The organism is Oceanimonas sp. MB9, from assembly GCF_011319775.1.
Lineage (GTDB): Bacteria > Pseudomonadota > Gammaproteobacteria > Enterobacterales > Aeromonadaceae > Oceanimonas > Oceanimonas doudoroffii.
Genome location: NZ_VFBE01000005.1, coordinates 623,596 through 637,702, shown reverse-complemented (window position 1 = coordinate 637,702; position 14,107 = coordinate 623,596). Strand labels below are relative to the sequence as shown.

Here is a 14,107-nt window from a genome sequence, read left to right as displayed (position 1 = left end):
CAGTCTCAGGCGGCTCGTGCCTCGGCACGCTTGTCGAGGGAGCCGGAGAAGCGGGTCAGCACCAGTGCCAGCAGCACGATCAGGGCGCCAATCCAGGCGGTGTCCATCAGCGACATGCCTTCGATAATCACGCCACCCAGTACCGAACCAAAGGCAATGCCCACGTTAAAGGCGGCGATGTTCAGGCCGGATGCCACATCCACTGCCTCGGGGGTGTATTTTTCGGCCAGTTGCACCACATACACCTGAAGCCCGGGCACATTACCGAAGGCGAACGCGCCCCAGACCAGAATGGTCAGCACCGCGGCCACCGGGTGTACGGCGGTAAAGGTGAAGACCAGCAGGATCAGCGCCAGCGCCGCAAAAATAATGTTCAGTGCCTTGATGGGGCCCAGGCGATCCGCCAGACGACCACCCCAGATATTGCCGATGGCCACCGATACGCCGTATACCAGCATGATGAGGCCGATGGCACCGGACTCGAAACCGGACACCTGCTCCAAAATCGGCGCCAAAAAGGTGAAGGCAGTAAAGGTGCCGCCATAGCCCACGGCGGTCATGGCATACACCAGCAGCAGGCGCGGCTGAGTCAGCACCTTAAGTTGCTGGGAAATACGCGCCGGCGGTGCCTGCTTGAGGTTTTTCGGTACCAGCAGGGCGCTGCCGATAAGGGCAATCAGACCCAGTGCCGCCACCACCATGAAGGTGGCGCGCCAGCCGAAGCTTTGGCCGATCCAGGTGCCCAGGGGCACGCCGGTCACCAGGGCCACGGTCAGGCCGGTAAACATGATGGCAATGGCGCTGGCTTCCTTGTCTTTGCTCACCAGGCTGGTGGCAATGGTGGAGCCAATCGAGAAAAACACCCCGTGAGCCAGGCCGGTAAGAATGCGCGCCATGATCAGGGAGTTATAGCCCGGTGCCATCCATGCCAGCAGGTTGCCGATCACAAACAGCGACATAATGACCATCAATACGTTTTTACGTTGCCAGCGTCCGGTCAGTGCGGTCAGCACAGGTGCGCCCACGGCCACACCAAGGGCATAAAGGCTGACCAGCAGGCCGGCCGATGGCAGGGATACACCCAGATCCTGGGCAATGGTGGGTACCAGTCCGACAATCACAAATTCGGTGGTACCGATTGCAAATGCGCTTAGGGTCAGCGCAAGAAGAGCAATAGGCATAACAGTCTCCGCTATGAGTTAGGTTGCTGCGAAGTATGCCCACTGGTATCTTTTACAAAAACAGCACTATCAACAAAATACCTTTGCAAAAATGGCAATAGTCTCTCGTACCGAAGATCTGGAAATTTTACTGACCGTGATCGACAGCGGCAGCCTGTCGGCGGCGGCCCGCATTCTCGACATTCAGGTGGCCCGCGTATCCCGTGCCCTGAGCCGGCTGGAAAAGGAACTGGACTGCACCCTGCTGAACCGCACCACGCGCAAACTGGAGCTGACCGAAGAAGGCCGCCTGTTCAGTGATGAGGTCAGGCAAGGACTGGATCGACTGGCCAAGGCCGAAGAAAACCTGAAGGCATTGCGGGGCATTCCGGCGGGGCGACTGCGGGTGGATGCGGTCACGCCCTTTATTCTGCATCAGCTGGTGCCACTGGTGCCGGGCTTTCGCGAGTGCTTTCCGCAGATTGAACTGGAGCTGGTCGCCAGCGAAAACATCATCGACCTGATTGAACGCCGCACCGATCTCGCCATTCGCATCGGCGCCCTGCAGGACTCCAACCTGCATGCCCGTTTTCTGGGGCGCAGCCCGCTGCATATGGTGGCCTCGCCGGCCTACCTGGAACAACACGGCACACCCCAGACCCTGGATGCACTGTTTCACCACCAGATCATCGGCTTTGCCGATGCACCCCACCTCAACCGCTGGCCACTGTCGCCCCCGGTTACCGTGGTGCCCAACCTGTCCAGCAGCAGCGGCGAGACCATTCGCCAGCTTTGCCTGGCCGGACAGGGCCTGGCATTGCTGTCCGACTTCATGATCTGTGACGCGCTGGCCAGTGGCCGACTGGTCAAGGTACTGGACGGCTACATCGTTACCCCCAATGACCGTGAGCTGATTCATGCCGTTTATTACCGCAATACCACCCTGTCCAGCCGCATCACCGCGTTTCTCGACTATATTGCCCCTCGCCTGAAGCTGAAATAAGCGGTGTAGCAAGGGGCAGTGGACTCAGCCCGAAATGGTCGCGACAACCTTGCCCACGGTACGTTGCTGACGCATTTCCATCAGGGCATCCCCTATGTCCGATAGCTCGATCACTTGCAGTCGAGGGCAAATAATCTGCCCGGCTTCCAGCAGGGACGAAAAGGCCTTGCCGGCCTGAACAATGGTATTGCGGCCGTGTTCACCATTTACATGGCCGGAGCCTAGGCTAAGCTGGTGAAAGCTCAATCCTTTTCCGAACGCATCGGAAAAGGCTTGGCCGTTGATGGTATCCACCAGCTCCACCATGTGCCCTTCATAGCCGAGCACATCGGCAGCCAACGCGGCATTGGCTCCGCCCACCGCATCCAGTGATGCTTCCATCCCTTCCGGGCCGGCAACCTGTAGTACGCGCTCCAGCAAATTACTCTGCCGGTAATCCAGCGGATGGGTCGCTCCGAGCGAACGCAGGTAGTCATGATTGGCCGCCGATGCGGTGGCGACAATGGTGTCGATGCCAAAGTACCTGGCCAGCTGAATGGCAAAACCCCCTACCCCGCCGGCGCCACCGGCCACAAAGAGATTTTTGCGCTCGGCAATGTTCAGTTTGTCGACCAGGGCACGATACGCCGTCCAGCCCGCACAGGGAGTGGCTGCCGCCTGCACCGGATCCACCGCGGGGTGAGTCACCAGGGTACGGGCGTCCTGCAGGGCATATTCGGCAAAACCACCATGATGGCGTCGCATGTTGCCGTGATAGAGCACTCTGTCTCCCACCTTCCAGCCCGTTACCTTGCTGCCGACGGCACAAATCTCTCCCGACACATCCAGGCCACCCACAAACTGGTCATCCATCTGCTCCACCATGGCATGCCAGAGGTTCACCTTGGCATCGACTGGATTCAGGCCCACGGCATAAACCTTGATCAATACGTCATAGTCCGTTTGCAGCCTGGGCACGGCCAGCTCGTCAAGACGAAATTGATCCTGTTGTTTTTGGTAGGTAATCGCTTTCATGCCTGTTCCTGTTTTCACGTAAATCATGCGCCACCCGTCCGATCGCCTGACGACGCACGATGATGGCAAGGGTTATGCCTAAAAACGGTACCGCCGAGCGGGCCACATCAAAAGCGGCGCTTGCCGAACTTTGCGTAAAAACCGTTTCAACCGTTTTTTTCATCCTGCAACACATCACGTATTTGCTGCCTCAGCCAACCACGAAGGGGATCCTCATGAGTTCGCCGATGCCAGGTCTGCAATATATCGACCGTCGGCATGGGCACAGGACAAGGGTGGCTCACCAGATCGGGCGCCCTGCGGCAGGCCTGCTGTGCCACCGAATTCAGGCAGGTGATCAGCAGGTTGCTGCCCTCTATCATGGATGCCGGTGACAAAAAGCTCGACAGCCCTGCCACCACCCGGCGCCGGTGCCCCATTCCCTGCAATACCCGGTCTACCACACCGTCAAGATCACCGGTCAGGGTGGTGACCAGATGATCGCAGGCCAGAAAGGCCGGCAGGTCCAGTGCGCCTTTGATGGCGCTGTTGCTGCGACTGGCCAGCACCGAGAAGCCTTCCTGGTGGATTTTCTGCTGATAAAAGGTGTCGGGTAATTGCTCAAAAAAGCCCGCGATGGCGATATCACAGGCGCCGGTTTCCAGCTCGTTTCGAGGCAGCTTGCCCCGCGTGTGATGAAATACCAGCTGAAGGTTGGGAGCCTGCTTCCTGACTCGTGGCAGCAACACGGGCATCAGCAGTTGTTCTATGTAGTCGGTGCTGAAAATATGCACCCTGTCTTCACGCAGCAGGAAGCTGTCTTCGTCGCAATAGTCATAGAACGACTCCAGTGACTGAACCAGTTGCTGAACCAGTGGCGCCAATTGATGAGCCCGGGGCGTGGGCGTCAGCCCCCTGGGAGCACGGGCAAAGAGGGGATCGTCAAACTCGCTGCGCAACTTGACCAGCTTGTGGCTCAGTGCCGGCTGACTCAGGTTCATGCGCTCCGCGGCCAGGGAGACACTGCGCTCCTCATACAGAACCTGAAACAGCTTGAGTAAATTAAGATCCTTGCCAGTGATATTCATTTTTTGAATCACCGATATTAAAACAACAAATTTAATTTATATCATTCATTCTCCTAGCATGACCAGCCATTGATAGCGGCCAATACCGGCAGGTCTGTCTGCTCTTCGCAGCTAAAGGAGACTCTTATGACTCAAGTACAATTTGGCATTATCGGCAGCGGCATGATTGCGGGAGTGATCGCCAGGGCAATCCATCAGGCCGATGGTGCCACGCTCAAGGCAGTGGCCAGCCGACGCCAGGAGAAGGCCGCCGCTTTTGCCCAGGAGCACCATATTCCCCTGGTATTTACCGACTGGCAACAGCTGGTACAAAGCGATGACATCGATGCCGTCTACGTGGCCACGCCAACGGCGGGTCGTGAGGAAATCTGCATGGCGGTGCTGGAGGCCGGCAAGCACCTGATCAGTGAAAAACCCTTTCTTAATCAGGGCTCGGTAACTCGCATTGCCGCCCTGGCCAAAGCCAAAGGGCTGGCGTTTATGGATGCCACTCACTTCAGCCATCATCCCAGAACGGCCGAGGTCATTCGCCGGCAACAATCCGAACTGGGTGCGGTTAACCGTATTCGAACCTCTTTCTTCTTTCCTTTTATGGATCGGGAGAATATTCGCTTCGATCCCACCAAAGAGCCCACCGGGGCCGTGGGCGACATGGCCTGGTACAACCTGCGCGCCATCGTGGAATACATGCAACCGAATGCCGAGGTACACGCCATCAATGGTCTGCTTAGGCATGATCCGCAAACCGGTGCCGTTGTTGGCGGGGCCGGGCTTATCGCCTTCACCAGCGGTCAGAGCTCCAGCTTCGACTTTGGCTACGACGCCGGCGTCTGCCAGATGGATCTCGATATTATCGGCGAGAACGGCCTCATTCAGCTTGATGACTATGTGCTCGACTGGAAAGACGGTTTTGCCTTTGACCACCCCGATCAGGTGGCTAGCTTCCGTCTTCGTCAGGGCATGGCGTCACCGACCGAATTTATTCAGCAGCGGGTGACCACCGATCGTCCGCAAGCCGTGCACATGATTCAGAACTTCTGCGACCTGATAAGCCAGGGACAGGGCGAACATCGCGCGTTGGCGGCCCGCCGGGCCATCCACACTCAAACCCTGCTGGATCAATTCTGCCAAGCAACCGGGCTGAGCGTTTAAACAACACAGAGGGGCTCGCTCCCTCTTTCCGCCCTGAATTGAGCATTACGTGAGGAATCACCCCATGTCTGAACATAAGGCCGATATAAACGCGATGTTTGAGCCCCTTAAACTGGGCTCACTCACCTTGAAAAATCGTATTGTCATGCCCCCGATGACCCGATCTCGTTCGTCTCAGCCCGAAGACGTGGCCAATGAACTCATGGCCACCTACTACGCGCAACGGGCCTCGGCCGGACTCATCGTCAGCGAAGGAACCCAAGTTTCTCCCATGGGGAAAGGTTATGCCTGGACTCCCGGCATTTATTCACCGGCACACATCAAGGGTTGGCGCCTGGTCACCGACAAGGTGCATGAAGCCGGCGGCGTTATGTTTGCCCAGCTGTGGCACGTTGGCCGGGTTTCCCACCCCCAGAATCTGGGAGGTGAGGCACCCATCGCCCCTTCCGCCATCAAGGCTGAAAATGTTCAGGTATTCGTTGAACACCATGGTCACCCCGAGTTTGTTGCGGCGGCCACGCCCCGGGCCATGACCCAGCAGGACATTGATGCCACCATCGAAGAGTTCCGTCAGGCCGCGCACAACGCCATTCTGGCCGGGTTTGATGGCATTGAGCTGCATGCCGCCAATGGGTATCTGATCAACCAGTTCATCGACTCCGAGTCCAACCAGCGCACCGACGCCTACGGCGGCAGCTTGGAAAACCGGTTGCGTTTTCTGCGCGAAGTGGTCAGTACCGTAAGCGATGCCATCGGTCCGGAACGAGTGGGGGTTCGTCTTGCGCCGCTAACCACCCTTCAGGGCAGCGTAGACAAGGATCCGGAAACGACCTATGTCGCCGCTGCCAAGGCCCTGAATGAAGCCGGAGTAGGTTACCTTCATATTGCCGAGGCCGATTGGGAGGATGCTCCCCATATGCCAGTGAGCTTCAAACAGGCCATTCGAAATGCCTTCAACGGTGTCATCATTTATGCCGGGAAATATACTCCAGAGCGGGCCCAACAGGCGCTTAAGTCCGGTTGGGCCGACATGGTTGGCTTTGGTCGCCCCTTTATTGCCAACCCCGATCTGCCCTTTCGCATTCAGCACGGGCTGCCCTGGAACCCACCACACCGGGACACCTTTTTTGGCGGTGGTGCTGAAGGCCTGACTGACTACCCGGCTTACACAAGGCAAGCGCCAAATCATGCTGCCATGTCGAGCACGTAACAATCCTTGCATGTACCCAACACGCTTCGATTCCCCCTTTACTAACCAAAAGGAAAACACCATGCGTAAATTCTTCACGCTATTGGCGACACTGTTTTTTGTGTCTTATACCACCCTGGCCTCTGCCGCGCCTCGCGTACTGATAGTGGTGACCAGTCATGATCAGATGGGTAATACCGATGAAAAAACCGGCCTGTGGCTGGCGGAAATGACCCACCCCTATCACGAGCTCAAGCAGGCCGGCATTGACGTTGACATTGCCAGCATCAAGGGCGGCGCGGCCCCCATCGATCCCCGCAGCCTAGCCGATGACGACGCCATCAACCATGAATTCATGGCCAGCCCCGCAACCCGTACCCTGCTGGACAACACCCTGGCGCTGGGCGATGTTAACCCCGAGCAATATCAGGCCATTCTGTTTGCCGGCGGGCATGGCAGCGTGTGGGATTTTCCCAAGAGTGACGCCGTCAATCGCATTGGCGCCGCCATCTATGAGCAGGGTGGTTATGTCGCCGCCGTGTGTCACGGCCCCGCCGCCCTGCTCAACATTGTTGACCAGGATGGAAACCCGATAATCGCGGGCAAAAAAGTGGCCGGCTTCAGCAACGTAGAAGAAGCAGCCATTGAACTGACAGAGGTTGTGCCTTATCTGCTGCAGGATGAACTGTCACGCCTGGGTGGCATTTATCAGGAAGGCGGCAAGTTTGAGCCCTTCGTGGTGCAGGATGGCCGCCTGATCACCGGCCAAAACCCCCAGTCTGCGGCCAAGCTGGGCCAAGTAATGGCGCAGGCGTTGTCCGCTAATATGTAAATGCCCGGTGCATGTCGGGGTCAGGATCTCTGGCCCCGGCATGCCGTTACAGGCCATGCATTGCCCCAAATGGTATCAACTTTTCGTTACAGCCGATTAAACCGGCACTGGGGTACACACTTAAAAAGTGCTCCCTATGATGAGTCGGATTACCCTTATATTTATAATGACACGGGATCCGATCACCAAGGCAGCTCGAGTCGCTTAAACTTCAGGTTGAAGCCATTTTAAACACCAACCCGCTACACGAGCCCTGCCCTCTTATCCTACGCTGTCTTCGAAATATGGAGACCAATGTATGAAAGTTTTAATCGTCTACTGGCATCCGGAGCCGGCCAGCTTCAACGCCGCCATGCTGCGCACCGCCAGTCGAGTACTGACCGCCGAAGGGCACGAGGTACAGATTTCCGACCTGAACGAGATGGCGTTCAACCCGGTCTCGGGCCGTCATAATTTTATCACCACGGCCAATCCGGATTACTTCAAGCAGCAGGACGAAGAGGCCCATGCCGCCAGACATGATGGCTTTGCGGAAGATTGTCAGAGCGAGCGTCAAAAACTGGCATGGTGCGATCTGCTGATTTTTCAGTTCCCCCTGTGGTGGTGTGGCATGCCCGCCATGATGAAGGGTTGGGTAGACCGCGTGTTTACCTGTCAGCACGACGACGAAACCAAATATCGTTGTGATGCCGCCCCCTTCAGGGAAAAACGCGCCATGCTGTCGTTGACCACGGGAGGCCCGGCCTCACAGTACTCCGCCGACGGCCCCCTGGGCGCCATGCCGGAAGTCTTAAGCCCCATACACAAGGGCATGCTGGCCCTGGCCGGCTTTCAGGTACTGGAACCCTTTGTCGCCTATCAGCCGGCCTGCCTGTGTGAGCATGGCCGCATAGCGTTACTTGAACAATACACGCACCGGCTGCAAGGGCTCGAACAGGAAGCGGCCATTCCCTTTCCCTCTTTATGTGATTGAACCATCAGGAGACTGCCATAATGACGACCCCTTACACTCCGCCCACGGTCTGGACCTGGGACAGCAGTAACGGCGGCGAGTTTGCCCATATCAACCGCCCCGTGGCCGGGGCCACCCATGAGAAAACCCTGCCGGTGGGCAAGCACCCGCTGCAGTTGTATTCCCTGGCCACGCCCAACGGCGTCAAGGTGACCATAATGCTGGAAGAGCTGCTGGCCCTGGGCCACAGCGGCGCCGAATATGACGCCTGGCTGATTCGCATCGGTGAGGGAGACCAGTTTTCCTCCGGCTTTGTGGACGTGAACCCCAACTCCAAGATTCCGGCACTGGCGGATAACAGCACCGACCAGCCGATACGCGTGTTTGAGTCCGGCTCCATTCTGCTTTACCTCGCCGAGAAGTTCGGCGCCCTGCTGCCCACAGATCCGGCGCAGAAAACAGAGGTCATGAACTGGCTGTTCTGGCAAATGGGCTCGGCCCCCTATCTGGGTGGCGGTTTTGGCCATTTTTATGCCTATGCACCGGAGAAACTGGAATATCCGATAAATCGCTTTAGCATGGAAACCAAGCGCCAGCTGGATGTGCTCGATCGCCAACTGGCCGACCGGCCCTATATTGCCGGTGACGACTACAGCATTGCCGATATTGCCATCTGGCCCTGGTATGGTGCCCTGGTGCGGGGTGATCTGTATAATGCGGCTGAGTTTCTTTCCGTCTCTGACTATAAAAACGTGCAGCGCTGGGCCAACCGCATTGCCGAACGGCCGGCGGTGCAACGCGGTCGCCGGGTTAACCGGGTCTGGGGCGATGAGTCAGAGCAACTGGCCGAACGGCACGGTGCGGATGATTTCAACCCCGCCTGACATTCACCCTGGCGCCCTGCTTTTGGCGGGGCGCTGAATAACCGGAGAACACCCAGCCCGTCATGATCCCCAACCAGCTCAACATTTTTCTTGCCGTGGTCAAGAACGGTAACTTCTCTTCCGCGGCCCGGCACCTGGGGGTAACCTCGGCGGCCGTCAGCAAGGCCGTGGCCCAACTGGAAAAATCGCTGGAGTTGCGGTTGTTTCACCGCACCACGCACTCGCTCACCCTGACCGAAGATGGCCATGAACTGTACAAGAGAACCGAGCCCCTGGTTGAGCAGCTGGAAGATCAGATTCGGCGCAGCAAAGACAAGAAAAAGCAGCCTCACGGCCGCCTGAAGATCAACCTGCCCGACAGCTTCGGGCGCATGGTGGTGCTGCCCCTGCTGCCCGCCTTTATCGAAAAATACCCGGACATTGAACTGGATTTGCAATTCGATGACCGTATCGGCGATCTGGTCAAGGAAGGTGCCGACGTGGGCATTGGCGTCATGCTCAATCAGGACAGCCGCCTGATCGCCCGCGACTTCTACAAACTGCAGCCGGTACTGGTGGCCAACAGTGACTACATTGAGAAGTTTGGCGAGCCCAAAACACCGGATGATCTGTCTCAGCACAACTGCATTGCCTATCGCTCTTCCACTACCGGCCGTAAGAAGACCTGGGATTTTCGTGTGAATGGCGAGGTAATTCACCGGGAGCCTCAGGGCAACCTGACCGTCAACAGCCTGTCGGCCGCCATCAAGGCCGTGGAAATGGGGGTGGGTATTGCGGCCGTGGGCATTGGTCATGCCCAGACCTGTATCGAGCAGGGCTGCTTTCGCCGCGTGTTGCGTGAATACGAGGCCGATCCCATTCAGGTGAAAATTTACTATTCCTCTCGCAACTACCTGCCGGCGAAAACCCGGTTGTTTATCGATCACATGATGGAGCATGTGCACGATGAGCGAACGGCCGACCTGGACGCCATCGTGCACGAACTGTAAGGTTTCTCAGCCGGGCTGAAGCGCCCGGCGCCCGGGCAGGCGAAAAGGCCCCCGGCCCGTCTGCACCAGCATGGAGACAATAATCAGCCCCATGCCGAACCAGCCCAGCAGCAAAAATCGCTCCCCCACCACCACGACCGCCAGTAACATGGCCACCACCGGCTCCAGCAGGGTCAGCAGGGTTGCCTGGCTCACATCCACATGCCTGAGCCCGTAGCTGAAACAGAGATAACCGAGGAACATCGGCACCACCGCCATGTACAAGGCCACGCCGGTATTGGTGGCAGTGGCAAACAGATTACTGCCGGTAAAGGCCAGTGACGGCAGCAACAGCAGGGCCGCTACCCCAAACATGCCCGCCATGGCCGAGCTGGAGTGCACGCCCCTGGCGATCATGCCCCTGGCCACCCAGGAATAAGTGGCGTAGGTCAGCCCAGCCAGCAGCCCCAGGGCCATGCCCGCATACCGCGCCAGCTCGCCGCCGGACGGCATCACTTCCTGCTGCTTGCCCAGGGCCAGCAGCAGCACCCCCACCATGCCAAAGACAAAGCTGAGGCACCATTGGGCGGATGGCTTTTTCCTGCCAATCAGGCACTCCATGATCACCGCAAACAGGGGGGCACTGGCAATGGAGATCACGGTGCCAATGGCAACCCCGGCCAGTTGCATGGCGCTGTAAAACGCCAGCGGATACGCTGCCACCGACAGTCCCCCCAGGGCCAGTGCGCCCGGGCTGGCCCACAGTTTCGCCCGGTCTTTTCGCAGCGCCTTGCCGGCATTCAGCGCCAGCAATATGCCTCCCACTCCCATGGCAAAGGCCCCGGTGGCCAGTGCACTGACATTTTCGGCAAAACTGGCCACGGTGCCCGTGGTTCCCCACAGCACACTGGCCACCACTATGGTCAGTATGCCCATCATTACTTCCCGAGACTGTGCCATGACAATCCGCTCCCTCATCAAACAATGGCTGTCATGGTATGTCAGCAAACAAGGTTTGTTTGTGCCGAAAGGACGCTTTGCCATGCCGCAAAGACGGAAAGTTACTGCGAGAAACGAGTGGGCGTCATGCCAAAATGCTGGGAAAACCGCCTGCTGAAGGCCGACAGGTCGGTATATCCCACCAGCTCGGCAACCAGCTGAATGGAATAGTCGGTGTGCTGAATCAGCGCCCTGGCCTTGTCCATGCGCTTTTGCGTGACATATTGCATCACGGTGAGCCCCACTTGCTGGCGAAACAATTTTTTTAGCTGGGTCTCACTGAGGCAGGCCACCCCGGCCAGCCGCTGCAGGGTCATTTTCTCCGTCAGGTGGCGTTCAATATGCGAGAGCACCTGCCGAATACGCGCATCCAGGCGCGGGCTCAGCCGTTGCTCGGCCACCAATACCGCAAAGGTAGCCACCATGGCACGCTCGATGTCGGCATTCACCTGATGTTCCAGCTGCGCCTCGATAAATTCCAGGTAACGACTCAGGGGCGGGCTGACGGCAAATACCAGCCGTTCGCCGCCGAGCAGGTTGGGTGGCAGCGCATCCAGATCCGCCACCACAAACCGGGCCTCGGTGTCGGCGGTAAAATGATGCTGCTCACCCCGCCGTATTACCGCGCATTCTCCCGGGGCCACCTTGCCGCCAAAGCCCGCCATTTCAAGCTGGATCACTCCGCGCAGGGGCAGCACCAGCTGATGGAAGTCGTGGGCATGACTGCGGCGCTGACGAGTATAGGAGCGAAGCGACAACTGGTTTGGCATGGGTCCTCCTTACAGCAGGCCGCGCTCATTGAGCCGGCTTAGCAGGGCGCCGCATTTTTCCTGCATAAAGTCTCGCAACAGCCGCATGGCCGGCGTAATGGAGTGACGGCTGGGGCACACCAGCCACAGCTCCGACACCCGCGCTCGATAGCCCGGCATCAGCGGCTGCACGCGCCCGGCCAGCAGATCCTCGGCCATGTCGAGGCAGGACTTGACCGCCACCCCCCGGCCCGCCACGCACCAGCGCCGCACCAGATCGCCGTCGTTGGAAGCCCGGTTGCCGCTCATTTTGACCCGGTGGCTCTGGCCGTCCCGAGTGAAGGTCCAGACATCGTGCAATATGTCGTGCAACTGATAAAACAGGCCGTTATGGGTGGCCAGCTCCTGCGGGTGCGCCGGGCTGCCGTGTTGTTGCAGATAAGGCTCGGCCGCGCACAGAATGCCCTGCACATCGCAGATTTTAAAGCCGTACAGGTTGGTCTCTTTGGGTGAGCCATAGCGCAGCGCCATGTCGACCTCGTCCCGGTAAAAGTCGATATTGCTGTCGCTGACATTGATCCGTAGCCGAATATCGGGGTGCTTGGCCATGAATTCATCCAGCCAGGGCAGCACCAGGTTGCGCCCCAGATCCGACGACACCGCCAACCGCAGCTCTCCGGTCAGTTGCTCGCTGTCGTGACGAATATTGGTTCGCGCCAGCTCCAGCAGCTGCAGTGCCTGCTCGCACTGGGGCAGAAAGCGCTCCCCGGCGCTCGACAGCCGCAATTTGCGGGTGGTGCGCACAAACAACTCGGCGCCCAGGGTGCTTTCCACCCGTTTTACCGCGGCACTGGCGGTGGCGGTGCGCATGTCCAGGCTGGCCGCCGCCGCCGTGATGCTGCGAAACTGGGCCACCTTGAGGATCACCTGCAAGTCTTCGATCTGCATATTTTCAAATAGTTTTTGAATATGTTTATCTGATTATGCTGTTTTTCCTGAAAGCTGCAATGCACACAATGATGATCAAGCCGATACCAAATCACGCTTTGACGCTTAAAGGAGTCTGTTATGAAAGCCATTGGATACCAACACCCCGCCCCCATCAGCGAAGCCAGTGCCCTGGTGGATATTGAACTGCCGCAACCGGTGGCCACCGGCCGTGATCTGCTGGTGAAGGTGCACGCCATTGCCGTGAACCCGGTGGATTACAAGGTGCGCCAGCGCGCGGCGGCCGAGCCCGGTCAGTACAAGGTGCTGGGCTGGGATGCCGTGGGCGAAGTGGTGGCCACCGGTGCAGAGGTTAGCCTGTTCCAGCCGGGAGACCGCGTGTATTACGCCGGCGATCTGACCCGTCCGGGCAGCGATGCCGAATATCAGCTGGTGGATGAACGCCTGGTGGGCCACAAGCCCAGCAGCCTGTCCGATGCCGAGGCGGCCGCGCTGCCGCTGACCAGCATTACCGCCTGGGAGCTGCTGTTTGAACACCTGCAGCTGGCCCGTACCGAGCCCAACGGCGGCCAAACGTCAAATGAAGTACTGCTGGTGGTGGGCGCCGCCGGTGGTGTGGGCTCCATTTTGCTGCAACTGGCCAGGGTGCTGACCGGCGCCACCATTATCGCCACGGCTTCTCGCGAGGCATCGCGCCATTGGGTAAACGAGCTGGGAGCCGATTATGTCGTGGATCACCGGCAACCGCTGAAGCCCCAGATTGATGCCCTGATAGCGCAGCACAACCTGGGTCCGGTCACCCATATTGCCAGCCTGAACGCCACCGAAGACTATTTCGAGACCTATGTCGACCTGCTGGCGCCCTTTGGCCGCATTGGCATGATTGACGATCCCGACACCCTGGATGTGATGAAGCTCAAGCCCAAAAGCCTGTCGCTGCACATTGAGTTCATGTTTGCCCGCTCCATGCACCAGGCTCGCGACATGGGCGCCCAGCATGAATTGCTGCAGCAGGTGGCGCAACTGATCGATCAGGGGCATATTCGCACCACCCTGGGCAAGCAGCTGGGCGTCATTAACGCCGCCAATCTCAGGGCCGCCCATGCCGAGCTGGAATCGGGCCGCGCCGTGGGCAAGCTGGTGCTTGAAGGGTTTGAGCCGTAATTCATTACCACACCCTGGCTTTACCA

The 14,107-nt window shown here is 58.6% G+C and carries 15 protein-coding genes; 8 read left to right on the top strand and 7 right to left on the bottom strand.

Annotated elements, in window-relative coordinates; all coding sequences use genetic code 11:
* Window positions 1-5: 5 nt before the first annotated feature.
* Window positions 6-1,181 carry an MFS transporter gene (locus OJHNALOF_RS06230; protein ID WP_094199939.1) on the bottom strand — a complete coding sequence of 392 codons (1,176 nt, stop codon included), beginning with the start codon at window positions 1,179-1,181 and terminating at the stop codon, window positions 6-8.
* Window positions 1,182-1,272: 91 nt separating this feature from the next.
* On the opposite strand from OJHNALOF_RS06230, the gene OJHNALOF_RS06225 reads away from it, so the two are divergent.
* The gene (locus OJHNALOF_RS06225; protein ID WP_094199940.1) at window positions 1,273-2,163 is read left to right on the top strand and encodes a LysR family transcriptional regulator; all 891 of its coding nucleotides are present in this window, start codon (window positions 1,273-1,275) and stop codon (window positions 2,161-2,163) included.
* 24 nt (window positions 2,164-2,187) lie between these two features.
* Here the strand turns inward: OJHNALOF_RS06225 and OJHNALOF_RS06220 are convergent, their stop codons facing one another.
* The 3 genes from OJHNALOF_RS06220 to OJHNALOF_RS06210 are packed head-to-tail and all read right to left on the bottom strand — an operon-like array spanning window position 2,188 to window position 4,244.
* Complete coding sequence (locus tag OJHNALOF_RS06220) at window positions 2,188-3,177, bottom strand: zinc-binding dehydrogenase (RefSeq protein WP_165661486.1); 990 nt, start codon at window positions 3,175-3,177, stop codon at window positions 2,188-2,190.
* Window positions 3,131-3,340 carry a hypothetical protein gene (locus OJHNALOF_RS06215; protein WP_165661485.1) on the bottom strand — a complete coding sequence of 70 codons (210 nt, stop codon included), beginning with the start codon at window positions 3,338-3,340 and terminating at the stop codon, window positions 3,131-3,133. The genes OJHNALOF_RS06220 and OJHNALOF_RS06215 overlap by 47 nt, the downstream gene beginning before the upstream one ends.
* Entirely contained in the window at window positions 3,324-4,244 is a 921-nt protein-coding gene (locus OJHNALOF_RS06210) for a LysR family transcriptional regulator (RefSeq protein ID WP_094200566.1), read from the bottom strand. The genes OJHNALOF_RS06215 and OJHNALOF_RS06210 overlap by 17 nt, the downstream gene beginning before the upstream one ends.
* Window positions 4,245-4,370: 126 nt before the next feature.
* Between OJHNALOF_RS06210 and OJHNALOF_RS06205 the strand changes: the two genes are divergently transcribed.
* The 6 genes from OJHNALOF_RS06205 to OJHNALOF_RS06180 all read left to right on the top strand — a co-directional run bounded on the left by OJHNALOF_RS06205 (window position 4,371) and on the right by OJHNALOF_RS06180 (window position 10,242).
* Entirely contained in the window at window positions 4,371-5,396 is a 1,026-nt protein-coding gene (locus tag OJHNALOF_RS06205) for a Gfo/Idh/MocA family protein (protein ID WP_165661484.1), read from the top strand.
* A gap of 94 nt (window positions 5,397-5,490) precedes the next feature.
* Window positions 5,491-6,606 carry an alkene reductase gene (locus OJHNALOF_RS06200; RefSeq protein ID WP_370462308.1) on the top strand — a complete coding sequence of 372 codons (1,116 nt, stop codon included), beginning with the start codon at window positions 5,491-5,493 and terminating at the stop codon, window positions 6,604-6,606.
* A gap of 61 nt (window positions 6,607-6,667) precedes the next feature.
* Window positions 6,668-7,417 carry a type 1 glutamine amidotransferase domain-containing protein gene (locus OJHNALOF_RS06195; RefSeq protein WP_165661482.1) on the top strand — a complete coding sequence of 250 codons (750 nt, stop codon included), beginning with the start codon at window positions 6,668-6,670 and terminating at the stop codon, window positions 7,415-7,417.
* 298 nt (window positions 7,418-7,715) lie between these two features.
* Window positions 7,716-8,390 (top strand): NAD(P)H-dependent oxidoreductase, encoded by a 675-nt coding sequence (locus OJHNALOF_RS06190; protein WP_165661481.1) that lies wholly within the window; start codon window positions 7,716-7,718, stop codon window positions 8,388-8,390.
* 20 nt (window positions 8,391-8,410) lie between these two features.
* Window positions 8,411-9,253 carry a glutathione-dependent disulfide-bond oxidoreductase gene (gene yghU / locus OJHNALOF_RS06185; RefSeq protein WP_206063574.1) on the top strand — a complete coding sequence of 281 codons (843 nt, stop codon included), beginning with the start codon at window positions 8,411-8,413 and terminating at the stop codon, window positions 9,251-9,253.
* 62 nt (window positions 9,254-9,315) lie between these two features.
* Window positions 9,316-10,242 (top strand): LysR family transcriptional regulator, encoded by a 927-nt coding sequence (locus OJHNALOF_RS06180; protein WP_094199944.1) that lies wholly within the window; start codon window positions 9,316-9,318, stop codon window positions 10,240-10,242.
* 6 nt (window positions 10,243-10,248) lie between these two features.
* On the opposite strand, the gene OJHNALOF_RS06175 is transcribed toward OJHNALOF_RS06180, so the two are convergent.
* The 3 genes from OJHNALOF_RS06175 to OJHNALOF_RS06165 form a co-directional block, all read right to left on the bottom strand.
* Complete coding sequence (locus OJHNALOF_RS06175; RefSeq protein WP_165661480.1) at window positions 10,249-11,181, bottom strand: DMT family transporter; 933 nt, start codon at window positions 11,179-11,181, stop codon at window positions 10,249-10,251.
* A 101-nt stretch (window positions 11,182-11,282) separates the two neighbouring features.
* Window positions 11,283-11,990 (bottom strand): AraC family transcriptional regulator, encoded by a 708-nt coding sequence (locus OJHNALOF_RS06170; protein WP_094199946.1) that lies wholly within the window; start codon window positions 11,988-11,990, stop codon window positions 11,283-11,285.
* Between the two features lie 9 nt (window positions 11,991-11,999).
* Window positions 12,000-12,917, bottom strand: a complete 918-nt coding sequence (locus tag OJHNALOF_RS06165; RefSeq protein ID WP_094199947.1) for a LysR family transcriptional regulator — start codon at window positions 12,915-12,917, stop codon at window positions 12,000-12,002.
* 120 nt (window positions 12,918-13,037) lie between these two features.
* On the opposite strand from OJHNALOF_RS06165, the gene OJHNALOF_RS06160 reads away from it, so the two are divergent.
* Window positions 13,038-14,081 (top strand): zinc-binding alcohol dehydrogenase family protein, encoded by a 1,044-nt coding sequence (locus tag OJHNALOF_RS06160; protein WP_165661479.1) that lies wholly within the window; start codon window positions 13,038-13,040, stop codon window positions 14,079-14,081.
* Window positions 14,082-14,107: the final 26 nt, after the last annotated feature.